Source organism: Streptomyces sp. NPDC059695 (genome assembly GCF_042733785.1).
Taxonomy (GTDB): domain Bacteria; phylum Actinomycetota; class Actinomycetes; order Streptomycetales; family Streptomycetaceae; genus Streptomyces.
In genome coordinates this window covers 25,422-51,691 of record NZ_JBHWFF010000046.1, presented here as the reverse complement: position 1 = coordinate 51,691, position 26,270 = coordinate 25,422, and the positions used below count along the sequence as shown (strand labels likewise).

The 26,270-nt window shown below is 71.4% G+C and carries 24 protein-coding genes and 2 pseudogenes; 13 read left to right on the top strand and 13 right to left on the bottom strand.

Translation table 11 applies throughout. The annotated features are described in order from the left end of the window. Positions 1–224: 224 nt before the first annotated feature. Entirely contained in the window at positions 225–758 is a 534-nt protein-coding gene (locus ACFV2S_RS34650) for a hypothetical protein (RefSeq protein WP_385568868.1), read from the top strand. A 597-nt stretch (positions 759–1,355) separates the two neighbouring features. On the opposite strand, the gene ACFV2S_RS34645 is transcribed toward ACFV2S_RS34650, so the two are convergent. The 3 genes from ACFV2S_RS34645 to ACFV2S_RS34635 all read right to left on the bottom strand — a co-directional run bounded on the left by ACFV2S_RS34645 (position 1,356) and on the right by ACFV2S_RS34635 (position 3,937). After that, positions 1,356–1,607, bottom strand: a complete 252-nt coding sequence (locus tag ACFV2S_RS34645; RefSeq protein ID WP_385568865.1) for a hypothetical protein — start codon at positions 1,605–1,607, stop codon at positions 1,356–1,358. A gap of 213 nt (positions 1,608–1,820) precedes the next feature. After that, positions 1,821–3,278, bottom strand: a complete 1,458-nt coding sequence (locus tag ACFV2S_RS34640; RefSeq protein ID WP_385568862.1) for a sensor histidine kinase — start codon at positions 3,276–3,278, stop codon at positions 1,821–1,823. Beyond that, positions 3,275–3,937: a response regulator transcription factor gene (locus ACFV2S_RS34635; protein ID WP_385568857.1), complete on the bottom strand. Its 663-nt coding sequence runs from the start codon at positions 3,935–3,937 to the stop codon at positions 3,275–3,277. The genes ACFV2S_RS34640 and ACFV2S_RS34635 overlap by 4 nt, the downstream gene beginning before the upstream one ends. A 229-nt stretch (positions 3,938–4,166) precedes the next feature. Here ACFV2S_RS34635 and murG point away from each other — a divergent pair, with 229 nt between their 5' ends. Both murG and ACFV2S_RS34625 read left to right on the top strand, forming a co-directional pair. Next, positions 4,167–5,318 carry an undecaprenyldiphospho-muramoylpentapeptide beta-N-acetylglucosaminyltransferase gene (murG, locus tag ACFV2S_RS34630; protein ID WP_385568853.1) on the top strand — a complete coding sequence of 384 codons (1,152 nt, stop codon included), beginning with the start codon at positions 4,167–4,169 and terminating at the stop codon, positions 5,316–5,318. Next, positions 5,315–6,322, top strand: coding sequence for a GDP-mannose 4,6-dehydratase (locus tag ACFV2S_RS34625; RefSeq protein WP_385568849.1), 1,008 nt, complete (start codon positions 5,315–5,317; stop codon positions 6,320–6,322). Before murG ends, ACFV2S_RS34625 begins: the two co-directional genes overlap by 4 nt. Positions 6,323–6,535: 213 nt before the next feature. Here the strand turns inward: ACFV2S_RS34625 and ACFV2S_RS34620 are convergent, their stop codons facing one another. Next, positions 6,536–6,844: a WhiB family transcriptional regulator gene (locus ACFV2S_RS34620; protein ID WP_385568844.1), complete on the bottom strand. Its 309-nt coding sequence runs from the start codon at positions 6,842–6,844 to the stop codon at positions 6,536–6,538. 589 nt (positions 6,845–7,433) lie between these two features. Between ACFV2S_RS34620 and ACFV2S_RS34615 the strand changes: the two genes are divergently transcribed. Then, positions 7,434–8,048 (top strand): LuxR C-terminal-related transcriptional regulator, encoded by a 615-nt coding sequence (locus tag ACFV2S_RS34615; RefSeq protein WP_385568840.1) that lies wholly within the window; start codon positions 7,434–7,436, stop codon positions 8,046–8,048. A 39-nt stretch (positions 8,049–8,087) separates the two neighbouring features. On the opposite strand, the gene ACFV2S_RS34610 is transcribed toward ACFV2S_RS34615, so the two are convergent. The 5 genes from ACFV2S_RS34610 to ACFV2S_RS34590 form a co-directional block, all read right to left on the bottom strand. After that, positions 8,088–9,794 carry an ATP-binding cassette domain-containing protein gene (locus ACFV2S_RS34610; protein WP_385568836.1) on the bottom strand — a complete coding sequence of 569 codons (1,707 nt, stop codon included), beginning with the start codon at positions 9,792–9,794 and terminating at the stop codon, positions 8,088–8,090. A 260-nt stretch (positions 9,795–10,054) separates the two neighbouring features. After that, positions 10,055–11,881 carry an ABC transporter ATP-binding protein gene (locus tag ACFV2S_RS34605; RefSeq protein ID WP_385568832.1) on the bottom strand — a complete coding sequence of 609 codons (1,827 nt, stop codon included), beginning with the start codon at positions 11,879–11,881 and terminating at the stop codon, positions 10,055–10,057. Positions 11,882–12,028: 147 nt separating this feature from the next. Further along, positions 12,029–12,157: a SapB/AmfS family lanthipeptide gene (locus ACFV2S_RS34600; RefSeq protein WP_352188740.1), complete on the bottom strand. Its 129-nt coding sequence runs from the start codon at positions 12,155–12,157 to the stop codon at positions 12,029–12,031. Then, the gene (lanKC, locus tag ACFV2S_RS34595) at positions 12,154–14,829 is read right to left on the bottom strand and encodes a class III lanthionine synthetase LanKC (RefSeq protein WP_385568824.1); all 2,676 of its coding nucleotides are present in this window, start codon (positions 14,827–14,829) and stop codon (positions 12,154–12,156) included. The genes ACFV2S_RS34600 and lanKC overlap by 4 nt, the downstream gene beginning before the upstream one ends. 190 nt (positions 14,830–15,019) lie before the next feature. Further along, positions 15,020–15,850, bottom strand: coding sequence for an SDR family oxidoreductase (locus tag ACFV2S_RS34590; RefSeq protein ID WP_385568821.1), 831 nt, complete (start codon positions 15,848–15,850; stop codon positions 15,020–15,022). A gap of 502 nt (positions 15,851–16,352) precedes the next feature. Here ACFV2S_RS34590 and ACFV2S_RS34585 point away from each other — a divergent pair. After that, complete coding sequence (locus ACFV2S_RS34585) at positions 16,353–17,444, top strand: serine/threonine-protein kinase (RefSeq protein WP_385568817.1); 1,092 nt, start codon at positions 16,353–16,355, stop codon at positions 17,442–17,444. Between the two features lie 99 nt (positions 17,445–17,543). Beyond that, the gene (locus tag ACFV2S_RS34580) at positions 17,544–17,897 is read left to right on the top strand and encodes a PRC-barrel domain containing protein (protein ID WP_385568814.1); all 354 of its coding nucleotides are present in this window, start codon (positions 17,544–17,546) and stop codon (positions 17,895–17,897) included. 482 nt (positions 17,898–18,379) lie between these two features. Here the strand turns inward: ACFV2S_RS34580 and ACFV2S_RS34575 are convergent, their stop codons facing one another. Further along, a complete protein-coding gene (locus ACFV2S_RS34575; RefSeq protein ID WP_385568811.1) occupies positions 18,380–19,057 on the bottom strand; it encodes a hypothetical protein in 678 nt (225 codons plus the stop codon). A gap of 823 nt (positions 19,058–19,880) precedes the next feature. Here ACFV2S_RS34575 and ACFV2S_RS34570 point away from each other — a divergent pair. Together ACFV2S_RS34570 and ACFV2S_RS34565 are read left to right on the top strand one after the other, a co-directional pair. Further along, a pseudogene (locus ACFV2S_RS34570) lies at positions 19,881–20,069 on the top strand (AAA family ATPase); the annotation flags it as partial. Between the two features lie 90 nt (positions 20,070–20,159). Further along, positions 20,160–20,405, top strand: coding sequence for a hypothetical protein (locus tag ACFV2S_RS34565; RefSeq protein ID WP_385568808.1), 246 nt, complete (start codon positions 20,160–20,162; stop codon positions 20,403–20,405). Between the two features lie 213 nt (positions 20,406–20,618). Here ACFV2S_RS34565 and ACFV2S_RS34560 read toward each other — a convergent pair. The 3 genes and pseudogenes from ACFV2S_RS34560 to ACFV2S_RS34550 form a co-directional block, all read right to left on the bottom strand. Continuing rightward, positions 20,619–21,420, bottom strand: a pseudogene (locus tag ACFV2S_RS34560) (transposase family protein). Continuing rightward, on the bottom strand, positions 21,414–21,695 hold the full coding sequence (locus tag ACFV2S_RS34555; protein ID WP_385568805.1) for a hypothetical protein: 282 nt from the start codon (positions 21,693–21,695) through the stop codon (positions 21,414–21,416). The pseudogene ACFV2S_RS34560 and the gene ACFV2S_RS34555 overlap by 7 nt, the downstream one beginning before the upstream one ends. Positions 21,696–22,252: 557 nt before the next feature. Further along, positions 22,253–22,615: a DUF6233 domain-containing protein gene (locus ACFV2S_RS34550; RefSeq protein WP_385568802.1), complete on the bottom strand. Its 363-nt coding sequence runs from the start codon at positions 22,613–22,615 to the stop codon at positions 22,253–22,255. 539 nt (positions 22,616–23,154) lie between these two features. Here ACFV2S_RS34550 and ACFV2S_RS34545 point away from each other — a divergent pair. The 5 genes from ACFV2S_RS34545 (at position 23,155) to ACFV2S_RS34525 (ending at position 26,184) form a co-directional block, all read left to right on the top strand. After that, positions 23,155–24,261 (top strand): RCC1 domain-containing protein, encoded by a 1,107-nt coding sequence (locus ACFV2S_RS34545; protein WP_385568799.1) that lies wholly within the window; start codon positions 23,155–23,157, stop codon positions 24,259–24,261. A gap of 237 nt (positions 24,262–24,498) precedes the next feature. After that, on the top strand, positions 24,499–24,867 hold the full coding sequence (locus ACFV2S_RS34540; RefSeq protein ID WP_385568795.1) for a hypothetical protein: 369 nt from the start codon (positions 24,499–24,501) through the stop codon (positions 24,865–24,867). A 34-nt stretch (positions 24,868–24,901) separates the two neighbouring features. Continuing rightward, the gene (locus ACFV2S_RS34535) at positions 24,902–25,075 is read left to right on the top strand and encodes a hypothetical protein (protein WP_385568791.1); all 174 of its coding nucleotides are present in this window, start codon (positions 24,902–24,904) and stop codon (positions 25,073–25,075) included. 51 nt (positions 25,076–25,126) lie between these two features. Continuing rightward, positions 25,127–25,519, top strand: a complete 393-nt coding sequence (locus ACFV2S_RS34530) for a hypothetical protein (protein ID WP_385568787.1) — start codon at positions 25,127–25,129, stop codon at positions 25,517–25,519. Positions 25,520–25,632: 113 nt separating this feature from the next. After that, complete coding sequence (locus tag ACFV2S_RS34525; protein WP_385568783.1) at positions 25,633–26,184, top strand: hypothetical protein; 552 nt, start codon at positions 25,633–25,635, stop codon at positions 26,182–26,184. The last annotated feature ends 86 nt before the right edge of the window (positions 26,185–26,270 follow it).

The window sequence follows — 26,270 nt, the reverse complement described above, 5'->3', positions numbered from 1 at the left end:
GGTCGGACGAACTCCCACTCGGCATCGGACAGTTCATGGCGACGTATCACGACACCATGATCCACCAGCGGTGATCATTTGAAGACACTGCCTAGGGGATCCCGGAACTATCCCCGAGCCCCCGACTCAGCCCTCCACCCTCCGCGGAGTCCGCCGCACCCCGCCGAACGGTGCGCGGACAGACGGTGCCGGGGCTGTCGGTGGCCGCTGCTAGCGTCGCCGTCATGGCAAACCGTTCCTATCTCTACGCCGCGGACTCGAAGCCGAGCGAGGCGGAGATCCCTCAGCAGATCCGGTGCATTTCTGAGCACAACTGGGACATCCCGCTTGCGCACAAGCTCCTGGTGGGGCGGGGGACTACGATCGTCCCGTCCATGATCTGGAATCCTCCGATCGGCATCGCCGCGAACTACACCGACGGGGCGGCCCTGCTCCGCGACCTCCTGCGCGTGGTCGGCGAGGGCCTGGCGGACGACGTCGAGTTCGCCGAATGCGTTGCCAGGACCCAGGCCCACCTCGATAAACAGCAGGCGAAGTACTTCCTCCTCGAGACAGGGGAGATCGTCTCGATGACGGACGACGATCCGGCCGCGAGCGTGCGGGAGCTGGTGTCCGGGGACATTCCTGAGGCCGTCGCCCATGCCGAGGCGGCGATCGCCGGCCGCAACGACGACTGGCTTGTCGCGGTCCGGGCCGACTGGCAGCAGCACTTCGCATCCTTCTACAGCGACGCGCTCTACTTCTCCTTTCCCGGCTGACCCGGCTGACCCGGCCTGACCCGGCTGACCCCGCTTGCCCGTGCCCATGCGGGTGCGGGCACGGGGCCGGCCCGACCTGATGTCCGCCCGACGGCCCGCGTCGGTGGGGGCCGCCGAGCCCGACAAGGTGCCGCAGGCCGCAGCGGAGTTGGCTGTTCCCGAGAGCAGCCGAGAGCAGCCGAGAGCAGCCGAGAGCAGCCGAGAACGCCGTACGGACCTGTGTGGTCCCGGGTTCACAGACCGCCCAGTCCCGGTGGATCAACGTTGACGATGTGCTGAGGTTCTTCGCTCCGGTCGGCAGGCTGGACCGGGACCGGGAGCCGCCCTCGCACGTGAGCTTGTCCAGGTGGCGACCGCCGAGGAGTCGGCGGTGACGCCCCGGGCAGACCTCCCTCGCGGAGCAGGCCGTCCGCGACGAGGCGCCGGTGCGTGCTCTCCACGACGAGACGGACTCATCGTAGGATCGGAGGGCGGAGCTGGGGGAGACCCATCCGCGATGCCGTGCCAGCAGGTCGAGCAGCGCGGATTCCACCTCGTCGTTCGGGTCCGGGTCATCCACCCGGAATCGGTAGCCGTCGTAGCTCCTGCCCAGGAGCGTCAGCCGACGCTCCTGGGCTGCATCCGTATCAGGGCCACACCCAGGACGTTGCCGGGATCGACACGGTTCTCGATGTAGGCGAGCTCGTACGGGGACAGTCCCTCGGTCGGAGGCCGGGCCGGGCCGGCACTCGCGGCCAGCGCACGCCACGCACGTTTCTCGGCTGACCAGAAACACACCATCACGGTCGCTGACACCACCCCCACATACATGCCGGCCGCCATGCCGACCCACGCATCGACCACGCCCACCACAACACCCCTGCCTCACGCCCCGGGCGAGACCCTCACCCGGGAGACACGGATGAATGGACCAGTTCCGACATCCCCCACGCGCGACAAAGCCGACCCATGGCATGGGTGCCGACAGTGTGCTGCCGGCAAGGGCCCGACCTTGCTGGTACGGCCTCCCGCCATTCGACGGGCCTTCAGGACCGATTGGTCTGCCCCGCCCCGAGCTGCCGACTACGGCCTGCCGCCACTGGGCGGGGTGTTCGGAGCGAACGTCAGCGTGAACAGCGCCCCGCCGCCCGGCGCTGCCCCCGCCGCCAGCTCCGCTCCGTGCGCGTGGGCGATCTGCCGGGCCATGGCCAGGCCGAGGCCGGAGCCAGGGAGGGCGCGCGCGGTTTCGGCGCGGTAGAAGCGGTCGAAGACATGGGGGAGGTCCGCTGCGGGGATTCCCGGGCCGTGGTCCCTGACCGTCAGTTTCAGCCCGCTCGCGCCGGCCGCGCTCTCGCCCGTGCTCCTCCCGCTCCCGTACGTGCTCAGCGTCACCTCGACCGGGGTGCCGGGCGGGCTGAACTTGGCCGCGTTGTCCAGCAGGTTCGTCAGCAGCCGGGCGAGCCGTGCCGGGACTCCCGGCCGCACCGCGTGTGCCGCGCCCGTCTCCACTTCCAGGAGGAAGGGGGTCTGTGGCCAGTGTGTCCGGGCCGTGCCCACGACATGCTCGGCCATTTCGGCGATGCGCACGTCTTCCAGGAGCGGTAGGGGTTCTTCGTCCCGGGCGAGCTCGATCAGGTCGTTGACGAGCCCGGTCACCTCCCTGATGCCCCGCTCCAGGGCCCCCGAGGCGCGATCGCGTTGAGCGGGGCTCAGCCGGTCGCCGCGAGCCAGGAGCTCTGCGTTGGTACGGAGCGAGGTCAGCGGGGTCCGTAGTTCGTGGGAGGCGTCTGCGACCAGCCGGCGCTGGGAGGCCACCGACTGCTCCAGTTCGCCGAGCATGGTGTTGAAAGTGGCTGCCAGCCGGGTCACCTCGTCCTGCCGGCCCGGTGGGCCGGGCGGCAGCTCGATGCGGTGGCGCGGGTCGCGGGTCGCCGCGATCCGTTCGGCGGTCGCGGTCAGGCGGGCGACCGGGGACAGACCTGCGCGGGAGACGGCGTATCCGAGCAGCCCGGCCAGCAGCACCCCCACGGCGCCGACCGCCCCCAGCAGCACGGCCGCCTGCCGCACGCCCCTGTCCACCGGGTCCGCCCGCAGCGCGACCTGGAGCGCCCGCCCGCTTCCGAAGGGGGTGGTCAGCATCCGCAGCGGCTGCCCGAAGCCTTCGACGTTGCTGTAGTACGGGGCCTGCTTGCCCGCCGCGACGTTGCGCACGGGAGCGGAGACGGGCAGCAGGTAGGGCTCGTCGGGGTCCGCTGCCGGGTCGGCGGGGACGATCTGGGCGCAGGGGGGTGCGGAGAGGTAGCGGCACTCGCCCGCCAAGACCTGCGGGCCCTCGTCCCGGTTGGCCTGGACGAGCCGGGTCGCGGACTGGGTGAGGGACAGGTCGAGCTGGTGCAGCAGTTCGTAGCGGATGACGAAGAACGCCGCCGTGCACACCCCGACCGCGACCAGCGCCACCGCTGCCGAGGCCGCGAGCGCCATGCGGGTGCGGAGGGGACGCCTGCGCCGCCAGCGGGCGCCCAGTCTGCGTACCCCGCTCATGCCACATCCAGCCGGTAGCCGAGACCGTGCACGGTGTGGACGAGGCGCGGCTCGCCGCCCGCCTCCAGTTTCCGCCGCAGGTATCCCACGTAGACCGCGAGTGAGTTGGAGTGGGGCCCGAAGTCCTGGCCCCAGACCCGCTCCAGGATCACGTCGCGCGGAAGGACCTGGCCCGGGTTGCGCAGCAGGAGCTCCAGAAGAACCGCTTCGGTGCGGGAGAACTGCAACGGGCGGCTGCCCCGCTGCCCGGTGCGCGTGACGGGGTCCAGGGTCAGGTCCGCGAAGGTCAGGTCCCCGCCCGGGGCGGGCGGCGCAGCCCGCCGCAGCAACGCCCGCACGCGCGCGACCAGCTCGTCCAGGGCGAACGGTTTCACCAGGTAGTCGTCAGCTCCGGCCTCCAGCCCGTCCACCCGCTCGCTCACCGACGACAGCGCCGTCAGCACCAGCACCGGCGTACGGTCCTCCACCGCCCGCAGCTTCCGGCAGACCGCAAGCCCGTCCAGTACCGGCATCATCACGTCCAGGACCAGCGCGTCCGGCTGCCAAGCGGCCACCTCGGACAACGCCGCCAGGCCATCGCCGACGCTCCTGACCTCGTACCCCTCCATGCTCAGCCCGTCCTCGACGGCGGCCCGTACGTCCGGCTCGTCCTCGGCCACCAGGATCCTGCCCGTACTCCGAGGACCGCTCGCGCCGCCGGTACCGCTCGAGCCGTCCGTACTGCTCGCGCCGCCCGGACCGCTCCCGCCACCCAAGCCCATGCCCTTCATACCGCCCCTACCGCCCACACCGCTGGTACCGCTCAGGCCGCTCATGCCGTTCATGACGTGAAGCCTGCCAAACCGGACTCTTAGAACCCTCTTAAGCCGCATCGTGAGAGTGGCGGCCATGCGCACACCACTCTCCGTCGTCATCGGTGCGGGCGGCACCGGCGGCCACATCTACCCCGGTCTCGCCCTGGCCGAGGCCCTGCGCCGCGCCGATCCCGAGACGGTCATCTCCTTCATCGGCACCGAACGCGGACTGGAGACGACCCTGATCCCTGCGGCCGGATACCGGCTGCACACCGTCGACATGATCCCCTTCGACCCCGCGCTCGGACCGAAACGCTTCCTGCTCCCGGCTGCGCTCCTGCGCTCCGGGGCCCAGGCCCGCCAGATCCTGCGCACCCAGAAGACGCACGTCGTCGTCGGGATGGGCGGCTACCCCAGCGCCCCGGCGATCGTCGGGGCGAGGATGGCCGGGCTGCCCAGCGTGATCCACGAGTCGAACGCGGTCCCGGGCCGGGCCAACCAGTTCGCCGCACGCCTCACCCCGCACCTCACCGTCGCCTTCGACGGCAGCCGCGCCCACCTGTCGGGCGGCGAGCGGGCGCAGACCGTCGGCATGCCGATCGCCGCGTCCCTGGCCGCCCTGGACCGGACGGCCCTGCGCGAGGAGGCACGACGCGCCTTCGCGATACCCGAGGGCGCGCGGGTCGTCCTCTTCAACGGCGGCAGCCTCGGCGCGGCCCGCCTCACCGCCGCCGCCGTGGGCCTCGCCGCCCGCTGGCGGGGCCGACGGGACGTCCACCTCCTGATCAAGACCGGGCCGGCCGCTCTCGCGCAGACCCGGCGCGAGCTCACCGAAGCGGGCGTGGGGCCCGTCGCCCAGGCAGTGCCGTACCTCGACCGCATGGACCTCGCCTACGCGGTCGCCGACCTCGTGGTCTGCCGTGCCGGCTCGGCGACCATCGCCGAGCTCGCCACGACGGGGGTCCCCGCCGTCCTCGTGCCGTACCCGCACGCTCCCGGCGACCACCAGACCCACAACGCCCGGGTCCTCTGCGACGCGGGCGCCGCCCACCTCCTTCCCGACGCCGAGACCACCTCCGGCCGGCTCGCCGAACTGATCGACCCCCTCCTCACCCACCCCTCCCGGCTCGCCGTGATGGGGCGTGCCGCAGACCCGGGAAACCACGCCCGCGCCGCCGACCTGCTGGCACAGACGGTGATCCGTCTCGCCGGACAGCCCACCACCACAAAGGAGCTCACCCCATGACAGCCACGACCATCGACTGGACCGGCCGCACCGTTCTGGTCACCGGAGCCGAAGGCTTCATCGGCTCCACCCTCGTCGACCTGCTCGTCCGGCGCGGCGCGCGCGTCAAGGCCTTCGTCCACTACAAGCCGTACGCCGACAAGGGCCACCTCGCCCGCTACCTCGACGACCCGCACGGCCCGGTCGAGTTCATCGCCGGAGACGTAGGCGACGCGGGCCGGGTCATGGACGCGGTCGAGGGCAGCGACACCGTCTTCCACCTCGCCGCGCTCATCGGCATCCCCTACAGCTACGACTCCCCGGGCGCCTACGTCCGCACGAACGTCGTCGGCACCGAGAACATCGCCGAGGCGTGCCGCCGTCACTCGGTCCGACGCCTCCTGCACACCTCCACCAGCGAGGTGTACGGGACCGCGCTCACGGCCCCGATCGGCGAGGACCATCCCCTGCAGCCGCAGTCGCCCTACTCCGCATCGAAGATCGGCGCGGACATGATGGCCCTGTCCCACTGGCACGCCCACGAGCTGCCCGTGACCGTCGTACGGCCCTTCAACACCTACGGGCCCCGCCAGTCGGCCCGCGCCGTCATCCCCACGATCCTCGCCCAACTGCATGCGGGGGCACGGGAGATCCGCCTCGGCTCCCTCACCCCGACGCGCGACTTCACCTACGTCACCGACACCGCGGCCGGATTCCTGGCCCTGGCGGGCTGCGACCGGGCCCTGGGGGAGAGCGTCAACCTCGGCACCGGCCGCGAGATCTCGATCGGAGACCTCGCGAAGGCCCTCATCACCGCCTCCGGCCGGGACGCCGAGATCGTCGTGGACCCGGCCCGGCTGCGGCCTTCCGGCAGCGAGGTGCACCGGCTGCTGTCGGACAACACGCGGGCGCGCGCCTGGGCGGGCTGGGAACCGGAAGTCGACCTGGAGGAAGGCCTGGCCCGGACCTCGGCCTGGGTCGCGGATCACCTGCACCTCTTCGCGCCGGGGCGCTACCAGGTCTGAGCGAGCCTGACAGGGGCGTCCGGCGCGGAAGCGCTGGACGCCATGCCCTCGCACGGTGGGCGAGACACGCCGTCGACTCTCCCCGCAGCCGGACTGCCCCCCGGGAACATCGAGAAGACCTGCACTGATCGACTTCACTTCCGTGCCCGAGTACGCGAAGCGATCAACCCCGTCACCCCTGCCTGCCGCAGGGCGCAACGGTCAGGTGGCCGGTCACGCGGTATCGCGTGCCACGGGAGTCGCTCCCGCCTCGTGCTCACGCCTGGCGGCTTCCAGCAGCCGGCTCCAGGACCGCACCAGGGGTCGGCGCTTCAACAGGGCGCGTCGTTCGCGTTCTGTCATGCCGCCCCACACGCCGTGCTCGATCCGGCTGTCCAAGGCATGGGCCAGGCACTCGGCCCTGACAGGGCACCCGGTACACAGCGTCTTCGCCCGGCTCTGCGCCTGCCCCTCGACGAAAAGCTCATCCGCATGCGCCGTTCGGCACACAGCAGAGACCATCCAGTGCTCATTCACTCGCATCCACCCCACTCGCTCCACACCGCCCCCGCTCCGGTCCCACCGCACCGCTCCCCGGGCCCACCTCATGCTCACGGTCTCGCCCGGCAGCCCGCTCGACGACCTGACCGCAACCCGCGCGCCGCGACCCGACGGGGTTGCGTGGGTGGACACACGATGACCGGCCCGCACCAGGGCGGGTGCGGGCCGGTCTCCACCATGCCCGGGCCTGTGCGGACGGGGGAGACCGCAGGCCCTGAAGGAGCGGCCATGTCCTCCGCTCCCGGGTCCGTGTGCCCGCGAACCGCACGCCCATGCACAACCCCGCCACGGCGACCGCCCCCCCCGAGCCCCCGATCCCCCGAGGGGCGCATTCCCGTCCCCGCACGCCGTACGGGTTCGATCTGGACACTCCTGGTTCGGCGCGGCGGACGCCACACGCCGTCGGCCTGCTGCGCCGTCGAGGGGACGAACCGGATCAGGCCGCGGCGCTCCGGAGTGCGCCCCCCGTGCACCCGGTGCCGTGTTCCGCCCGGTGCGGCAAGGGCAGAGGGGTGGGGGTGGCTGCTCGCGTCGTGCACCCCTGGCACGACGGAGGACCGAAGGGGTGGGAATGATACGAGTGACGGTGGTCTACGAGGCGCAGCTCCTGCGGACCGCGCTGGTCGAACTGCTGAGGTCGGGCGGGGTCAAGGTGGTCTCGTCGCTGGCCCGATGGCCGCACGGCCAGGCGACGGGGATGTCCGAACCCGATGTGTACGTGGCGGACGCCGCGTGTCTGCCGCCCTCGGCGACACGGCCCGTGGCCACTGCCGCACCGCTGGTGGGGGAGGGCTCGGGTGGCCGTCCGGCCCTGCTGGCACTCGTCCCCGGGCAGCGGCCGGGGGTACTGCGACGGGCCCATTCCGCGGGGGCGGCCGGCTTCGTCGACCAGAACGCCCCGAAGGGCCGATTACTTGAGGCCGTGCACCGTCTGGCCGACGGGGAGCGCTTCATCGACGAAACGCTCGCGCTCGGGTTCCTGCAGGCCGCGGAGATGCCCCTGACCCGGCGTGAGCTGAGCGTCCTCTCGCTGGCCGCCGACGGAGCGCCGGTCGCCGAGATCGCCGCGACGCTGTTCCTGACCAAGGGCACCGTACGCAATTACATGGCGAGCGTCATCCGCAAGGTCGGCGCGCGGAACCGCGTGGACGCCATCCGCATCGCCCAAGGCGCCGGGTGGACCTGAGTACCACCGCTCCGCGGCGTCCTGACGGGCTCTGGCCGCTCACCCTGGGCCCTGGTTCCAGTGCCCCACCAGATCGCGGTAGAGAGCGGAACGCGCGAGCAGCTCCTCGTGCGTTCCGTACTGGGCCCGGGTGCCGTCGAGGACGAGGATCCTGTCGGCTCGGAGTGCCGACGACAACCGGTGCGCGACCACGACCAGGGCGCCTGTCCGCGCGCTCAGGGCCCGCTCGGCCGTGGCCTCCGCGACGGGGTCCAGGTGGCAGGTCGCCTCGTCGAGCAGGAGCAGCGGGGCGGGGGCCAGATGGGCGCGCCCCAGCGCGATCAGCTGACGTTCGCCGAGGGAGAGGGCGTCCGGTGTCAGCGTACGGTCGAGCCCGCCCACCCGGTCGACGAGCGGTTCCAGGGAGAGCGCGCTCACGGTCCCGTCGACGGCGGACCGGTCGGCGCCGGGCCGCAGGTACCGCAGGTTGTCGCGCAGGGTGCCGGTGAAGACGTACGCCTCCTGGGGGATCAGCACGCGCAGGGCCGTGAGCTCGGAGGGCGCGCAGGCCGCGATGGCGCGGCCGAAGAGCCGTACGTCGCCCCGATCGGGGGAGAACATGCCGGCCGCGACGTGCAGCAGGGTCGACTTGCCGATCCCGCTCGGGCCCACCACGGCGATGTGCTCCCCCTGCTCGACGGTCAGTTCCAGCGCGTCCAGTATGGGGCGTGCCCGGGGGCCGTACGCGGCGCGTACGTGGCGCAACTCCAGTGCCGCGGCCGTCCGGCCCGTCCGGCCCGTCCGGCCCGTGAGACGCGGGTCGGGCGGGGCGGCGGTGAGGGCAGGGGGCGGGGGTAGTGGCTGCGTAAGCCGGTCGAGGACGACGAAGAGCCGCGCGCCCGCGGCGCCCAGGACGGTCATCAGTGTGTGCAGCGCGGGGAGCAGCGACTGCAGGACGTAGGTGAGCGCGCCCACCACGGCCCCGGCCGTGACGCCCTGGCGGAGGAGCCACGGCGCCGCGGCGAGCAGCAGGAGCACCGGCAGTTGTCCGGCCGTCGCGACCGAGAACGTGCGGACGGACGCCCAGCGGGCCAGGGCGCGCTGGGCGGCGGCCGCCTCGTCGACTGCACGGCGGTTCTGTGCGGCGGTCGCCTCCTGGGCCCCGCAGGCCACGGTGTCCCGCAGAGCGGTGCGGGTGATCTCGGCCCGCCGACCGACGGCCTCGTCCGCGTCGAGGTACCGGTGCTGGGCCCGCGCCATGGGCCGTAGGGAGGCCGTGAACCCGGCGAGGCCCAGGACCAGAGGGGGAAGCACCACGAGGAGGAACTGCGGCGCGAGCGACAGGAGGCCGACGAGTGCCCCCACGGCGACGAAGACGAAGGAGCGAGTGGCGAGCACCAGTCCGGCGAAGCTGTCCCGGGCGATCTCGGTCTGACTCGTCAGCCGGGACACCACGGTGGCGTCGACGCCTCCGCCCGTGTCCGTGGCCGTGGCGGTCCGCAGGGCCCGTACCACCGACCCCCGTACGAGCTGGTCGCGCAGAGGTTCCGTGAGGTGGGGGAGCTGGGCGAAGACGCCCCGGACGACGGGAGCGCCGAGCAGAATGGCCGCGGCGGCCCCCGCCAGCCACAGGAGCCCGGTCGAGGGCGAGCCCCTCAGGAACCCGTCGTCGAGGGAGCGGGCCACGCAGAACCCGCCGAGGAACGTCTGCGCGGATTCGGCGGCCGACCAGGCCGCCAGCTTCGCCAGGACGCCTGTGCGGCGCATGAGGAGGGACCTGAGCGAGGCCATGACGCGCCGGGCCGAGCCCGTCTCGCCTACGGCGGCAGCCTGCGTCGGACGGGTGTCGCGCTGAACCGAGGCGCGCCGAGCCGCGCCGAGCCGCGCCGCGCCGAGCCGCGCCGCGCCGAGCCGCGCCGAGCCACGCCGCGCCGAGTCCGTCTCGGCGGTACCGGCAGCCGGTGCTGGAGGGTCCGTCGGCCCAGGCGTTTCCGGCTCGTTCGCCCATCCTGGGCGCGGAGCGGGCGTCACCCGCCCGCTCCCGTCCCCGGGACGGGAGCGGGCGGCGGAGCGCCGGACCCCGCGGGCTCCGGGGGAGCGTCCGGCCCGGTCGACCGGCGCGGGGCGTCCGCAGGCCGGACCTCCGCGGTGAACACCGCGCGGTACTCCGATTCCTCCCAGAGCCGGCTGTGGGGTGCGGACCTCCGCACGCGGCCCGCCTCCATCCAGACGACCTGGTCCGCCCGCGCGGCCGTGGAGACCCGGTGGGCCACGATCAGCCTGGTGCACGCCCGTGACGGCGCGGCGAGGGCGGCTTCCACCTGGCGTTCGGTGGCTGTGTCGAGGCTCGACGTCGCGTCATCGAGGATCATCAGACGGCCACGACTCATGAACGCCCGTGCCAGACCGAGGCGTTGGGTCTCGCCGCCGGAGAGCGGGGAGCCGTCCACTGGGGTGTCGTAGCCCAGCGGCAGCAGCCGGATGAAGGTGTCGGCACAGGCGGCCGTCGCGGCGTCCCGGACGCTCGCCGTCGCGGCCGGGCCCCCGGCGGGCCCGGTTCCGGCGGCCAGTGCGGCGCCGACCGTGGGGGTGGCCCCGCCGTCGAACACCGGGCGCGGGAAGGCGTACGAGGTCGCCCCGCGCAGCTCCGAGCGGGACAGTTCCGCCAGATCGACTCCGTCCAGGAGGACGCTCCCGGCGTCGGGGTCGGTCAGCCGGCCCGCGACGGCGGCCAGGGTCGACTTGCCCGCTCCCGAGCGGCCCACGACGGCGACCGTCGTTCCGCCGCAGATCGAGAGCGTCACGTCCGTGATCAGGGGGACGCCGTCGCGCGTCACCCGCACTCCCCGCAGTTGCAGGTCCCCGGGCGCGTCGGGTGGCAGCACCGCGGAGCCGTGCGCCATCGGCGCCAGGTCGGCGAGTTCGGCGGTGCGGCGTCCCGCGCTGCGGGCGCGGACCAGAGTGCCGAGCGGTGCCGCGACGCCTCCGATCCCGGCGGCGAGCGCCGCGTACCGCGAGGCGGCGAGCAGACCGCCCACGCTGACCGCACCGGCGGCGAGACCGACTCCCGCGACCGCGACGACGGCCGTGGTGAGCAGCGGCAGCAGGACGCCGCTGCGGGCCACGGCCCGGCCGTGGACGCGCCACATGCGGGTGCCGTGCCGGGTCAACTCCGGCAGCGGGGCGAGGACGCGCTCCTCCTCGTGACGTGCCGTGTCGGCGGCCGCGATGGTACGGGCTCCGGCCAGCGCCTCGGCCAGCCGAGTGGCGACGGCGCCCTGCGCGCGCTGGTACTGGCCGACCGAATCGGAGGACTGGGTGGCGAACGCGCGGAGCAGCAGCAGGAGCAGGGGCAGACCGGCCACGAAGACGACGGCGGTCCAGACGTGGATGAGGGCCAGGGCCACGAGTGCGCCGATCGGTACGAGCACGGACGACAGGGAGGTCGCGAGAGCCGCGGGGGCCGTGCCGCTGTCGGTGGCGTTGACGCACAGCCGGGTGGCGACGTCGCCACCCGAGTGGGGCGCCGCCCGGTGGGGCGCGGTACCGAGGAGACCGCCCAGGGCGCGCAGCCGGATCCAAGCGGTGGCGCGGGCGTTGGCGAGCTGCGTCAGAAGCACCGAGCCCGTCTCCAGGAGCACTTCGGCCGCGAGCAGTACGGCGGTCCACAGCAGCCACGTCCCCGAGCCGGGCTGGCGACGTAGCACCAGGTCCAGGGTTGTGCCGGCGAGCGCGGGTACGGCGAGCGAACAGGCCGCGCCGGCGACCGAGCAGAGCAGCAGCGCCGCGGTGGTTCCCGCCGTGTGCCGCACGGCGCCGCGGAGCAGCCGGTCGGAACCGGTCGGCGAAGCCATCCGACCCCCTCTCTTCCCCTCCGGGTGCGACGTTCCCGCCGGGCCGCCGGTGTCCGGCCCCGACGGCCGGGGCCCCGGGAGCGGCGCTCCCGGGGCCCCGTGACTCCTCACCGGCGCCCGAGGCGCCGTGCGGGAAGCCGGATCGGGTCAGTTACAGGTCGTGACGCTGAGGCTGCTGTCACCGCAGAGCAGGAGGCTCGCGCGGCTGCCCGTCTCGACATCGCCGATGGCCTCGTCCTTGGGGGTCTCCAGCGACTGGAGGTCGAGAAGGTTCATGATCGTTTCCTTTCATCGGGGACGGGTGGTGCGGGGCGACCCCTTGACGGGGCCGGTTCGTGGGGCCGCGGAAGCGGCGGGAGGAAAGGCAGGTGGGCCGGGCGATCGCCCAGGGCCGAGGAGAGGGCGAGCAGGACGCCCGCCGTACCGGTGGAGAGGTCCATGGAGAGGCGCATCATCTGCTCACCGGGGAAGGCGAGGCGGCCCTGGTAGGACATGGCGTGCCAGCTCAGGCAACCGACCTGGCGGCGTACGTCCCCCGGTGCGGTGCCGGGCCCGCCGGCGTTCGTACGGGCGAGGTGGAGCACCATCCCGGCAACGCCCCGGAAGAGACCGGGCTGGGCGTAGAAGGTGGCCTGCGCCGCCTGTACGATCTCGCGGCGCGCCCGGTCCAGGTCGTCGTCGCGGCGGTGGAGCAGGTAGTCGTCGATCACCATGCCGATGCCCACGCTGCCCGCGCCGAGGTACGGCATCGTGCGCCAGCCCTCGTCGACCTGAAGGGTTCCGGAGGCGCCGCGGACGCAGCGGCTCAGGTCGTCGTGGAGCGCCTCGGCGGCTAGGTCGAGGAGCGCGGTGTCGCGGGTGCGTTCGTAGAGCCGTACGAACAGCAGGGCCCGTCCGGCGGAGCCGTGCAGGAGTCCCGTGCGCACCTTGCCCGCCGCACCTGCCGGTCGGGCGGGGGCCCGGAGCGGGCGGGCGGACAGCTCGGCGCAGCGCAGGGCCGCCGCGTGCAGACCGCTCTCACCGGTGGCGGTGGCCAGGGCGTCCAGGGCGAGGCCGACACCGGCCGTCCCTCCGTACAGGTCGGGTGCGAGGCCCCCGTGGTCCTGTTCGGCGACGAGCGCGGCCAGTTCGAGTGCGGCCGCGGTGTGTCCGAGCCGTTCGAGGGTCCACGCGACACCGGCGAGCCCGTCGTAGAAGCCGAGCGGGGTGCCGGAGTCGTGCTGTTTGGCGTACCGCAGAAGCCTGTCCTCGGCCTCCGGACATCGGGGTGCCCCGCTCTCGTGCAGGGCGTGGAGCACTCCGGCGGTGCCGTGTGCGACGGTCATGCCTCCGCCGGCCGTGGCGAACTGGGCGATGTCCCCGGGGAAGAAACGATCCTCCCTCTCGGGTGTCGCCGACGCCAGGATCGCGCCCACCATGGAGTCACGGCTGTGCGGCCAGTCGCCCGGCTCAGCGGGCAGGAACCGGGAGCGGTCTGCCGGACGGCCGGACGCCCGCGCGCTCCCGCCGGACTGCCCGCCGGCCGGGTCGCGCGTGATCTCCCGAACCGCCGTGTCGAGAAAACCGGGAGGCAGGGGGAACCGGCCCGCGGCGATATCCGCCAGGTGCGCGGCTTTGCCGCGGTCCACCGCGAGCAGACTGGTGAGCGGGATGAACAGCGCGATCCGGAGGCACGCGAGCGCGTACCGGTCCACATCGAATCCCCGCCGGTCGGCGGGCGCCACGAACGCCGGGTTGGCGACGGTCTGGCGTCCGTCCTCCGAGGCGGGCCGGGCCGCCTCGAAGTCCAGCAGCACCACCGAGGACTCGTCCTCGGACACCATGATGTTGAACAGATGCAGGTCGTTGAAGACGATCCCGCGTGCGTGCACCTCCGCCACGGCCCGCTCGACCAGCCCGTGGATCCGCAGCGCCCACTGCGTGTACTCGGCGAGCCGGTCCTCCGGCGGATCGGCCTCCATCAGCGGATGCCTCCGGGCGAAGAAGGTGTTGAGCGGCTTGCCCTCCACGAACTCCAGAGCCAGGAAGTGGTGGTCGCCCACCGTGAAGCTGTCGAGGACCTCCGGCGTGCAGGCGAGTCCCGAGAGCTGCTCCAGCGCCTCGCGTTCGCGGTGCAGCCGCGTCACGGCGTCCGCGCCGTCGGCGGCGAGGCCGGCGTACGGCCGCGCCTCCTTCAGGACGACCCGCCGCCCGGTCCGCCGGTCCCTGGCCTCGTACACGCCACCGCCGTTGGAGAAGTGCAGTGCCTTCTCGATGGCGTACGGCATGTCCTGGACGGTCACCGAGGCCCTGGCCTCCAGGTGCGGACGCAGGAATGCCGGGGGAGCCACCCAGGACGGCACGTGGAAGACGGGATCGCGACGGTCGGGTACGAGAGTGCCGGACCCGTCCTCGACGGCCGGCCGCAGCTCCCCGTGCTCGTCGTAGCAGTGGCGGAGGGTGAAGCTGCCGTACCGCAGATGCACGGGCCCCGGCCCCCAGCGCAGATCGCTGAGGATGTACGGACCCGGCCGGCCTTCGAGCAGCCCCGCCAGATCAGTGGCCACGCGCTCGCACTGCTCGTCGTCGGCCGGATACACGGTGATGAACTTGCCGCTCGCCGAGCGGTCCGCGTACTTGGCGTTGCGCTGGTGCAGCAGGTAGCGGCTGGGGACGAACTTGAACGCCACGTCGTGTCCCAGGCAGTACTCGCGGACCATGGCGAGGATCGCCTCCGCGTTGTCGAGACAAGCCGAGACGTGGATCTTCCAGCCCTGAGACGGGAGCACGTGGTCCAGGGGACGCAGGGCGAGCCAGTCGCCCGTACGGTGCGACGTCCAGCCCTCGGGCACGGGGAGGGTGGCGGCCCGGTAGAGGGAGTCGCCCGCTCCTTCGGCGAAGACCAGACGGTGCGGCGCGTCGTAGAAGTGACGGTCGGCGTCGCAGAACACCGCGTACCCCTTGTTCACTGCGCACTCCCTCGGTCGGTGACGGACACGACGCTGTCACGTCCCCCGAGGGCCCCGTAAGTCGCCGCTGTCACCTTCCACCCATGCGGAACGCACAGGTAACGACAGCCCGGCGCCCGCCTCCGGTCCGCACGACCGGCCCCGCCCGGGCCGATCCGGCGGCGGGGGCGGGGCCGGATGCGACGGTCCGTCAGGCAGCGGGCGGTGGCCCGTCGACCAGGGCCCGCGCCGCGGCGTACTCCTCGCGGGCAGCCCGTTCCGCGACGTCCAGATAGCCGTACGCGTCGGCACCGACCGGAATGCGCAGGGGCGTGGCGCCCTCGGTGTGAACGATGGCCAGGACCCGAGCGGCGAAGTCCTCGGGACGACCGGTCTCGGGACTGCCGGCGAGTCCGCGCGCGCCTTCGAGCATCTCGCGGTTGGTCACGTCGTAGGCGGGGACCCGGTGCGCGGCCTCCGTCATGGCGGTGCCGTAGCGGGTGGCGAACATGCCGGGTTCGACGACCGTGACACGGATGCCGTGCGGGGCCGCCTCCGCCGCGAGCGCCTCGCTCATGCCTTCCAGCGCGTGCTTCCCGGCCACGTAGGCGCCGAGACCCGGGAAGGCCATCCGTCCGACGATGGACGAGACGTTGAGGATGTGCCCGTGTCCCTGGGCCCGCATCAGGGGCAGTGCGAGCCGTGTGAGTCTCCAGGGCCCGACGAGCAGGACCTCCAGCTGTTCGCGGAGTTCGGCGTCGGAGACCTCCTCGACCGCGCCGAAGAGACCGACACCGGCGTTGTTGACCAGCACGTCGATGCCTCCGAGGCGGTCGACCGCCGTCCGGACGGCCTCCTGGCAGGAGTCAGGGTCGCGCAGCTCCAGAGGCACCGGGACGATCTGTCCGGGCCAGGCGGCGGCGAGATCCTCCAGGTCCGCGGTCTTGCGGGCGGTGACGGCGAGTTCGTGTCCCGCACCGGCAGCCGCCGCGGCCAGTGCTTTTCCGAGGCCCGAAGAGCCCCCCGTGATCAACCAGCGCATTCCCATGGTTTCCCCCCGTACGTATCGCCGAAGTGGTGACGCGCGAACGGTCGTGCCCTCTCGCGCCGCCGGACGCGCACCGTCCCGCCCGCCCGCGCGGGCGGGACGCGCTTCATCGTGGAGGCGAGATCCGGCCACGGCCATCCCTCACGCAGGGGCGCGCGGACGCACGGACAGGCGCACCGGCGCCCGCTCCCCGACCCCTCCGACACCGCGGACCACCCGCCTCCAACGAAGCGTTCACGCCTCCTGGCCCTGGGGCGTGCGGATGGTGTTCCCCACCGCCCGAACGCGGCCGACCGCCCGCGACGGCCGAAAGCGTGGACGTCGCAGGGATGCCCCGGGACATCCGGGGCAGCCGTACCCCCGAAGTCCGCACGCGGTCCCCGCACGGCCGCGACGACCGCCCCCGCGCGGGGAGGGAAGAGCGCAACACCGCTCGCCGACGAAAAGGGCGGACGGCAGAAGCAGAAGACGGGAACGGAACACAGGGAGCACCGAGATGCAGGTCCGTCCGAGGCGCGTCCAACCCGACTCCCGGCTGACGGCTCACGCGGTCGCCGGCCGGTACCGGCTCGACGGCCTGCTGGGGAGAGGGGGAGCGGCAGATGTCTACGAAGCCGTGGACCTCAGGCTGCGCAGGCCGGTGGCGGTGAAGGTCTTCCGCCGCGGCGACACCCGGACGAAGGAGCGCTCCGACAACGAGGGACGCCTCCTGGCCCAGCTCCGGCATCCCGGTCTGGTGACCCTCTACGACTGCGGTCGCGACGACGGCCGTCCCTTCCTGGTGATGGAGCTCGTCAGAGGGACGACCCTGCGCCGGCGCCTGTCCCGCTCCGTGCTCTCGGTGACCGAGACCTGCCTCATGGGGGCCGCACTGTCCTCCGCACTCGCCCATGTCCACGGAAAGGGAATAGTCCACAGTGACGTCAAGCCGTCGAACATCCTCCTGGACCCGGCCGACGCCCCGCACCTGACGGATTTCGGGATCTCGCGCCGCTTCACCACCACAGACGGCCCCGCGAACGAGGTGGCCGACGGCGAGGACATCCTCATCGGAACCGCTTGCTACATGGCACCGGAACAGGCACTCGGCCGGACCACGGGGCCGCGGGCCGACGTCTACAGCCTCGGACTCGTCCTCCTGGAGGCCCTCAAGGGGAAACGGGAGTACGACGGAGCGCCCCTGGAGGCGGCGCTCGCCCGGCTGCACCGCCCCCCGGAGCTGCCCGACGGACTCCCCCCGGGACTCGGCGAGCTGCTGAAGGCCATGACGGCACACGAGGCCTCCCACCGTCCCGACGCCCGCACCTGCCAGAAGGCACTGGCCGCGCTGCCCGTCCCCGACGCCCGCCCCCCGGCGACGGCGCCCGGGAACCCCGCGAGCGGGCGGAGCGCGACCCCCCGGACCGAGCCGAGGACCCGGCCGCTCCACCGCCCAGGGGGCCTGCTCGCCAAGAGCGCGGCCCTGGCCGCCCTCGGCGTCACCCTGACGGGCTCCATCGGCGCCGCGCCCGCCGCGCCCCTCAGCGTCGTGGCCCCGCTGCCCCACCACGTGACCGCCCAACAGACACCGGAACGGCAGAGTCGATGAAGATCCACTGACCGGAGCCGTGTGAAGCGACGATTTCCGAGTACACGCAACGTCAGCAGAACACGACGGCCACCCGCCGCACGGGAGGAAGGAAGCAGCATGACTCGCGATGTCTGGACCTATGCCGAGACCGCGACCCACGCGACACAGGTGGATGTGACGGGATACAAGGTCGAGTGCTCCGACGGCGGCATCGGCAAGGTGGACAGGCACTCGTCCGAGGTCGGCAGCAGCCATCTGGTCGTGGACACGGGCCCGTGGATCATCGGCCGTCAGGTCGTCATCCCGGGTGGAGTCGTCACCGCAGTGGACCTTGCGACGAAGACCGTCCACGTCAACTGCACCAGGGAACAGATCAAGAACGCCCCCGAATTCGTTCCCGGACAGAACGACGACGAGACAGGACGACACAAGATGAAGCTCGTCGACTACTACCTGGCGTTCTTCCACTAGAACCAGGGCGCGGGCGGCACCGCGCGTTCCCGGGAGGCACTCGCACGCACGAGCACGCAGCCGGAGCGAGGAAGAGGCAGCTCCGGCCAACGAGCCCGCGGACCACACCATCGGCAGATCCCCACCCCACCCCCACCCCCACCCCCGCCACCCGGCGAAGCCGTCGGCAGCGATCTGCCGGAGCTGCTCTTCACCGGCGCCCTGTTCCCGAGCGGTGAAGAGCTGGCGCCGCCGCTTGAGCTTGCCCGTCACGTACCGCCCCACAGTGCGCTGGGAGACTCCGAGCGCCTGAGCAGTTTCCTCAGCCCTTCGACGCGCATACCAAGCTGGGGGTTCCCTCCCTGGCGGCTGTGAGCCACTGGGACGCCATCACGGCGGTAACGGAGCGCATGGTCTCATCATCACGACCTGAACATGCTGAAATCCCCTGGCGTACAGCTCGCGCCAATGCCCCCGGTCGGGCCGCCCGGCCCACCAGCACCTCAGGCCACCGGGTCTGGGCCCATCAGTTCCTCTCGGGCGGTTCCGGACACGGCCGTCGGTGTCGATGGGCCCGGTTCCGGCTCCGACGCCGGGGGCAGGCAGTCGGCCGGGTCCGGGGCGGTGCCGTCCGGGGAGGGTGCCAGGCCGAGGTCGGACCTCATCGCGCCGCGCATGCCGACCCAGGTCCGTGTGATCAAGACCAGCTCGGCATGGATCTGCTCGAAGGAGCCGTCCGGCTCCGGAATCCCGTCCGCCAGTCGCATCGTGCGGGCATGGGCGCCGGCCATGACCCTCGCCATCTGGTCCAGCTCCGCGAGCACGTCGGCGGAGGCGATCATCTGTGCTTCCGCGAAGGTGGTGTGGTGGGCGCTCCTGGCCTCCTCGACCGCCGCCCGGTCCGCCGGCGTGGCCTGTGCCTGGTGGACCGCCCACAGGAAGTTCATGAGGGCGATCCGGTAGCGGCGGAACGCCGCGTTGGCCGCCGTGTAGCAGTCGCGCCGACGCGACAGGTCCGTCAGCTCCTGCTCCCTCTGCCACCGCGTGTGGGCGTCGCGCTGTTCCCGTTCGAACTGCGCCGCCTGCACCCGCGCCAGCATCCGCTGCGACACCACCGTCGCCAGCAGCGTCCCGGCCACACCGACCACGGCCGCGCCGAGCGCGATCAGCCCGCTGTCCATGTCGTTCCCCCTGCCACGGCGCGGCCCCCCGGCCGCCCCTGGTCGGAGTCATTTTCCCGTGCGGGGCCCCGCTTGGGGGCCTTTTTCAGGGCGTGCACGCGGTCACTTGACGTTCATGGTCCGTCCGGCGGGCCGGCGTTCTGTGGGCCACGGCCCGTCAGGTGGACTGAAAGGGCGCACTGGCCTTGTCACCTGCCTCGCTGAACCGGACGGACGTGATCCCTGGGGTAGGCCGCTGCTGTCCACCAACCCCGACTGCGACGCTCCGAGCGCCGCTACGAGGCCGAGGGATGGTCCTGTAGTTGATCTCCGGGTCTCGCGAAGGGCGGCTGCCGCTTGGATCTGGACCACTACCTCGAGGCCCCGATCCGCAAACCGGGTGCGTTCCCCGGCGCGACCGCGCTTGAACAGGCTCGCTCCGCAGGCAAGTTCACGCCGGTCCATGACGCCTGGTGGGCGGCAGCGGTCAAGGCCCACGGCGAAACCGCCGGCACGAGGGCACGAAACAAAGTGCTATCGCTGGGCCGCCACGTCCCTCACGAGCATCTCGTCGCCGGCCTGGCCACCGCCCTGCGGGCCGGGGCGCTGACCGCGGACGCGGCCGCGCTGGAAGCCCGCAAGACCGCCCAGGCCGAGGACGAGCCGGCCGGACTCGCATCACCGGCCGGAGCCTCAGGTGAGGCGACGGTGACGTTCCTGCACGAGTGGCGGCTCGCACACCTGCCTCCGGTCACCGGGCCGCTGCCCTCGGTGACCCACTACGACCAACTGCTCCGACGCCATCGCGCCAGCGGCGGTGAACACTGCGCGGGAGAAGCAAATTTTGACCCTGCCCCGGCAGCGAGGATTGACCGAGCAGGCCGCGAATACGGCCATCGACACCGTCTGCCGCCTGTTGCGGCTTCCGTCGATCAGGAACGAGTTCGCCGACATTGCCGACCGGGCGATGAAGGACAAGATGACCTACCGCGGCTTCCTCGCCGAGCTGCTGATGGCAGAGTGTGACGACCGGGTGTCGACGTACGAGTGGAAGGCCCTAGCTCGGTACGAGTGAACGTCCCCAGTTCGGTGGCTCGGATTGTGGTCGTGCGAGGATTTGAGGGTGGGGACTCCTGGGGCTTCTTTCCGCTGGCAGCGCCTGATCGACGCGCTTGCGGTACTTGGTGCGGACTCGTCCGATCAACTCGCTTGGATCGACAAGTACGAGGTTGTGACTGACGAGCTGGCCCTGGAATTCGATGACGCCTCTCGCCTGATCGGCGACATCCAGCAGGACGATTTCCTGGATTCGGAAGCCGTGGGCAAGCTACAGCTCATTGAGCCTCTTTCATCCTCTGCTGGAGGGTGAAACGGGCTGGCCGACGGGTGTGGTGAGGAGGCAGGGCATCTTGTCGTCGGCGTAGCCCTCCACGCCGAGTACTTCGGGGAGCACTGGCCCGCGAGCACGGCCATGGGCGTTTCTGACTTGGCGCTGCCGGACCAACTCGTGGAGATCGGCGCGCTCGTGCGTCTCGACGTGAAGGCATAGGTGAGTAGGTCGGCCTGCTTCCTTCGACCTCTTTCATCCCGGATAGTTGCAGGTCGGCAGCGTGTGGACAGCTTGGACGATCGTGCTGATGCGTCGGGTGGAGCATCTGGCCCGCCGTGGTAGCCGCCACGCTTTCAACTGGGCGAAGGCGCGTTCGCCGGGGGCTCTCAGCCGGGCGTGGTCGCGGTTGAACTGCTGGTAATGGGGAGGTTGTTCGCGGTGGCGGTAGTACGGGATGCGGACGGTGGCGCCGGCGCCCTGGTAGGCGCGGTCCGCGAGGACGAGGATCTGTCGGGTCAGGCAGGCCTGGATGATGCCGTGGGCGCGGGCCGCGGTCAGGTCGTGGGTGCGACCGGGTGTCGCGCGGGAGAACCACAGCGGTGTGTCGTCGGGACGGGCGATGACCTGCACGTTCATGCCGTGCTTTTACGAGTAGTAGGGCTCGTCGGCGTGGATACGGTCGGTGGGGATCAGGGTGCCGTCAACGATGACGTGGTCATCCTCACCGAGGCCGGTGAGAGCTTCGTGGAGGCCGGGCGCCCAGGAGGCCAGGACGTCCAGGGTCTCGTCCCTCCACGTACCGCCAGGCAGTGGCCTGGGATATCCCGAAGCCCGCTCCGAGCTGGGAGAACGTCTCGTTCTTGCGCAGGTGGACGAGGGTGAGCAACGCCTGCTGGAAGCAATCGAGCTTGCGCCAGCGGGTGTTGCGGGCCAAGCGATGCTCGTACAGCAGCCAGGAAACATGCTCGACGAGCTCATGCGGGACGTCGAGCGTGGCAGGGTACGAAACCAACACGGCCCCTTCGATCGCCGGTGTGATGAGTGGAATCACCACACCAACGACAAGGAGCCCTGCCTCGTCACCACAGCCGCTGACCAGCTCATTTCATCCTCCAGCACAGGATGAAAGAGGTTCAGTGTGATGTACTCACTATTATCCTGAGCCTGCTTTTTCGGAGTGTCTTCGATTTGATCCTGGACTATTCCGTAATGTGTTGGAATGTCGATTCCCTGCGCGAGTCCGGAGTCCTGGATGAAACGTGCTCGAACCCTTTTCCTGGCGGCTATCGCCGCGTTCACGGTGGTAGCGGCCACGGTGGTACCGGCCACGGCCAACCCCGCTGTCTACCACGGCAACCCCAGCGATGCGGCCAAGCCCCAGTACTCGCCGAGGGCCGCTCATACTGTGTTCGAAAGTAACCCTGTGTTCATTCCTGCGGGAGGAACCGGATCCGTGTCAGTGAATTGTCCTGGCGGTCAGGTACCAACGGGTGGCGGCTACAGGACCAGCAGCCGTGACATCTATGCAACCGACTCTTACCCGACCTCCACCGGTTGGACTGTCCTGGGAAAGAACATCGGCACCACACAGCAGTGGGTGCTGGCCATGGTTATTTGTACGGTTCCCTGAGGCGGAAGTGCTTCCCGGAGGGTGGGGAGCGTTACTCTGCTTCCCGAAGCTTCCTCCAGCCCCCGAGATGAAACGGCGATAAGCGACTGCCCTCACCACTGATCCATTCAGGTGGACATCAGCCTTTCGCGATCTTAGGAGGTTTCGTGCGCGGCTGGTGACATGGTGGTTCGTCAGATTCCGCCGCAGGCGTACGCCCGCGGCGTCGGGGTTCTACGTCTGAAGTCCACAAATGTCTTTCGCCGATTGAGGGATGTCACGGCCGATCACCGTCGGCCCTGTCGTCAAAGCCCTCGGTGAAGAGCCGCAGGGCGGGCTCCAGTTCGGCGGTGGCACCGCACAGGGTGCAGAGCCGGGCGCCGGGCCGCTCGGCCGCGCTGACAGCCTGGTCGAGCGTGAGCCTGGGGGCGTCCGGCGGTACTTCGGTGCAGTCTGCGGCGTGCACCACGGCCTGGCCCCGGCCGCGTCGTCCGCCGAGTCGGGCAAGGATCCATCCGGAGGGCCGGCGCGGGCCGAGGATCCGCTCCACGGCCATGGGCTGGGGCAGAAGCTCGGTCGGCACGTCGTCGTACGCCACGCCGTCGACGGGCCGCAGGTGGTCCTGCGGGCGGAGCCACATCCGGTACTCCACTGCTTCGACGTGCCGTCCTCGGTGGTCCGGTAGACGGGGATGGACACCAGGTACTGCCAGCCGTCGGGTAGCTGGCGACGCGCGTACAGGCGCCCCGTCACCTCCTGCCCGTCCGGCAGGACTACGCGGATCGGCACCGGCTCGAACGCGGCGGGCTCGGCAGGCTCGGGGGACGTCGTCACGTGCCCACCGTAGGCACCCGGCCCCGAGGCTCCTCGCCCGCCTCGCTCGACCACGCGCGAGCGCCCTCCGGCGCAGACACGGCCGGACATCCGTGACCACCTCGATGGGTGACTGGCCGGGGGAGGAAGTGCGGAGGCCAATCAGTGCGGGCCGATGCCTTTCCTGGAATTGGCCATGGTTGCTGGATTCGGCCAATGCGCCATGAAGTGCATTGCGCAGTCGATCAGTCACTTAACGTAGCGATACGGGGCCGGAGCCTGCGCGTGCCTGACGGGTGACAACCACCGCATCGCTGCCGCAGGTCACGGTCCTTCCTGTTGATGTTGATCAGAGAAGGGTGGCACATGGCCGAGAAGAGGCTGAAGTCCTGGGGGAACAACCGTTCCGGGCAGCTCGGTGACGGTACCTGGACCGACTTCCGCACCACGGCGACGACCGTGCTCGGGCTCACGAGCGCCGAGGTGGTGAAGATCGCCGCCGGTGGTTCCGGGCCGGCGAACGGGCACGGTCTGGCACTGCTGACCGACCGCACCGTGCAGGCGTGGGGCTCCAACGGTTCGGGGCAGCTCGGCGACGGCTCCGTGTTCAGCCACAACGCGCCGGGCCAGGTCGTCGCTCTGTCCAACGCGACCGACATCGCCGCGGGCGGCACCCACAGTCTTGCCGTGCTGGACGACCGGACGGTGGTGGCCTGGGGGCGCAACAACTACGGCCAGCTTGGCAACGGCACCAACATGGACAGCAGCGTCCCGGTCCGGGTGGAGGGCCTGGACAAGGTGGTCGCGGTCGCCGCCGGGCTGAACCACAGCCTGGCGCTGCGTGAGGACGGCACCGTCTGGGCCTGGGGCTACAACGTCAACGGCCAGCTCGGCGACGGCACCACCGCCAGTAGGAACGTCCCCGCCCCGGTGAACGGTCTGACCGGTGTCAGCCTGATTGCAGCCGGCGCCGACCACAACCTCGCCCTGGCCGGCCCGGCCGGGAACGGTGGCGTGGTGATGGCCTGGGGCTACAACGCGCAGGGCCAGCTCGGCGACAACAGCACCATCAACCGCTACGCGCCGGTCAAGACGCAGGACGCCTGGTCCGGTGAAGTATCGCGGATCGCGGCAGGTGCCAAGCACAGCATCGCCGTCACCGGCAGCGGCAGCACTCTCCACGCGTGGGGTCAGAACACTTCGGGTCAGCTCGGTGACGGCACCACCGACTACCGGACTGCCCCGGTCCCCGTACCGGGCCTGGCCGGCGTCCGCCTGGTGGCCGGCGGCCGGGAGCACACCATCGTCCTGCTCGGCGACAACACCGTCCGCTCCTGGGGCGCCAACGGATCCGGCCAGCTCGCCAACGGGACCACCACCGACAGCGCCGATCCCGTCACGAGCCTCACCGCGTTGACGGGCGTCGACAAGATCGCCGCACCGGTCGGCGGCGACTTCAGCTTCGCCAACTAGCTGCACCACTGATCTGCCAGGGCTCCGGCAGCGTGATCACCATGCAAGCTCGCGGCACCGTCCCTCCTCGACGGGTGAGCGGGTGCTGGTCTCGTTTGGGGGCGCGCGGCGTCTCGCGTGCTCCCAATGTTCTGCCGGACTATGCCAACTCTGCTGCGGGCGTCCGTTCCGCTGTCCCATCGTGGAGTCGGCGGGCCCGAGGGGGCACCGCCTCGGCCGACGACGAGGCGATGCTCGATGGGGTGGCAGCGCGAGGGGTTCGAGACGCACGAGGGCGAGGTCGGGGTATTCCTTGTGGACGGCACCGAGCCCGGCCCGGTCCTCTTCGACCTGGGCAGCAGTGCCTACTTCCACGAGTCGACCGACTGGTGGGTGTACGACGGCTCGCTGCGTCGGCCGACCGCGACGGCGATGCGCGGCCGGTGCGCGTGCGGGTGGCGCGGCGAGCGGACCGTCCCGCTGGGCTGGGAGGAGGTCCGCACAGTCGGCCACGACGCGTACGACGTCTCCACGGCGGAGGAGGAGTGGGAGGCCAACATGGACGACGTCGCCGCGCGCGGTACCGCTGCCGGACGACGTCGCAGGCCTGCTGCGGACCTTGCGTGAGCGCCTCGCAGATATGGTCGACGAAGAGCCGGGCATGGTGCTGAAGACGGCCGAGAACCTGGGGGCGATCGTCGCCGAATTCGGGCCGCTCGCCGCCCGCTACATCAAGGGCGACGCCGTCCCGCTGCCCCACCTCGCCGAGGCCCTCGGCACGACGGAGAAAGCCGCCGGATCCCGCCTGACGCACTACGCCTACCTCAGCGGCTGAATGCCCACGCCTGACCAGCCGTACCGGCCGCCCCCCGGTCGTTGAGGCGGCGTGCCTCCCGAGTCGCGTTTCCTGCCCCGTGCCCGCCGTGCCCGCGCCCAGATCCTCGCGCTGCTCCCGTGGCGCCCGCCGCGTACGGACTGTGAGCTAGAGGAGTTGCTGCGCCTGGTGGAGGCCGCCGCCCTGCACACGGCGGCGCAGCATGTCCTGCTCTGTCTGCGCGTCCCGACGGGCCTGTCGAAGGAGAAGCGGGCCGGGTGGCGGGCCGCCCGCTCCGCCGCCGTCCTCGCCCTGGTCGCGGAGGCCGAGCGCCTGGCCCCGCTCCTGCCGCCCGCCCCGGAGACGTCCATGCCCGCCGTGCCCGACGTAGGGGACCGGTGGGGGCTGGACTGGAGCCAGGATCACGCCAGCACCGCCGGCCTCGCCGCGCCCAGCCACTGGTAGCGAGGCTCACACCCCCGCAGCGGTTTTGTTCACGAGAACGGGCTATGGCACAACTTCTGTGGCGCTTGTAACTACCTAGCCCCCCGGAGTATGGCTGCTGCATGATCTCGGACATGGACCCACAGGTGATAGCCGTCGTCATCGCAAGTCCGACCGCACTGGTGGCTGCATTCGCGGCCTACATGGCAGGACGCCACCAAGGTCACGGAGCTCACCGCGGTCCCATAGACGCAGTCCGCCGACAGCATCAACGGGACGCCTACGCCGCCTTCCTGCAGGCCGCGGAAACGTACGCTTACGGGACTTGGCGCACCGTGACACTCGCCCAGGCTCGCGCCGAACTCACCAGTAGTGGGGCCGCTCACGACCGTGCGGGCATAGACGCGCGCGCCGTAGTGCTGCGGGCGGAGGCTGCGGAGAGGGACGCCGCCCTGCGGGCGACACTCCCCGTCGTCCAGCTCGAAGGGCCCGAACGCATCGCTGACCTCGCCCAGGAGGTTGCTGGCGCGGCCTTTCAGATTCGGCTCGCTGCTCGGCAAAGGGACTACACAGACAGCGCCTCCGTGCAGGCTGCCCGCGATGAGCACCGTCACCTCACCACGGCTATCGCCGCGTATGTGACCGCAGCCCGCGATCACCTGAACGGTGACAGAACGGGACACTGAAGGCGCTGTGCGCCACTCACAGAAGTGGGGGGGGGGGGCCCCGACGAGCTGACTGGTCTCCAGCCGCGATGCGAAGCCGTCCGGGG

Coding starts and splice junctions, on each gene's coding strand:
- ACFV2S_RS34605 (WP_385568832.1), bottom strand. CDS start 11,881: ATGGCTTCGCCGACCGGTTCCGACCGGCTGCTCCGCGGCGCCGTGCGG.
- ACFV2S_RS34580 (WP_385568814.1), top strand. CDS start 17,544: ATGACTCGCGATGTCTGGACCTATGCCGAGACCGCGACCCACGCGACA.
- ACFV2S_RS34625 (WP_385568849.1), top strand. CDS start 5,315: ATGACAGCCACGACCATCGACTGGACCGGCCGCACCGTTCTGGTCACC.
- ACFV2S_RS34585 (WP_385568817.1), top strand. CDS start 16,353: ATGCAGGTCCGTCCGAGGCGCGTCCAACCCGACTCCCGGCTGACGGCT.
- ACFV2S_RS34540 (WP_385568795.1), top strand. CDS start 24,499: ATGGGGTGGCAGCGCGAGGGGTTCGAGACGCACGAGGGCGAGGTCGGG.
- ACFV2S_RS34535 (WP_385568791.1), top strand. CDS start 24,902: ATGGTGCTGAAGACGGCCGAGAACCTGGGGGCGATCGTCGCCGAATTC.
- ACFV2S_RS34640 (WP_385568862.1), bottom strand. CDS start 3,278: ATGAGCGGGGTACGCAGACTGGGCGCCCGCTGGCGGCGCAGGCGTCCC.
- ACFV2S_RS34575 (WP_385568811.1), bottom strand. CDS start 19,057: ATGGACAGCGGGCTGATCGCGCTCGGCGCGGCCGTGGTCGGTGTGGCC.
- murG (WP_385568853.1), top strand. CDS start 4,167: ATGCGCACACCACTCTCCGTCGTCATCGGTGCGGGCGGCACCGGCGGC.
- ACFV2S_RS34590 (WP_385568821.1), bottom strand. CDS start 15,850: ATGCGCTGGTTGATCACGGGGGGCTCTTCGGGCCTCGGAAAAGCACTG.
- ACFV2S_RS34610 (WP_385568836.1), bottom strand. CDS start 9,794: ATGCGCCGCACAGGCGTCCTGGCGAAGCTGGCGGCCTGGTCGGCCGCC.
- ACFV2S_RS34545 (WP_385568799.1), top strand. CDS start 23,155: ATGGCCGAGAAGAGGCTGAAGTCCTGGGGGAACAACCGTTCCGGGCAG.
- ACFV2S_RS34620 (WP_385568844.1), bottom strand. CDS start 6,844: ATGCGAGTGAATGAGCACTGGATGGTCTCTGCTGTGTGCCGAACGGCG.
- ACFV2S_RS34615 (WP_385568840.1), top strand. CDS start 7,434: ATGATACGAGTGACGGTGGTCTACGAGGCGCAGCTCCTGCGGACCGCG.
- ACFV2S_RS34525 (WP_385568783.1), top strand. CDS start 25,633: ATGGACCCACAGGTGATAGCCGTCGTCATCGCAAGTCCGACCGCACTG.
- ACFV2S_RS34650 (WP_385568868.1), top strand. CDS start 225: ATGGCAAACCGTTCCTATCTCTACGCCGCGGACTCGAAGCCGAGCGAG.
- ACFV2S_RS34600 (WP_352188740.1), bottom strand. CDS start 12,157: ATGAACCTTCTCGACCTCCAGTCGCTGGAGACCCCCAAGGACGAGGCC.
- ACFV2S_RS34550 (WP_385568802.1), bottom strand. CDS start 22,615: ATGTGGCTCCGCCCGCAGGACCACCTGCGGCCCGTCGACGGCGTGGCG.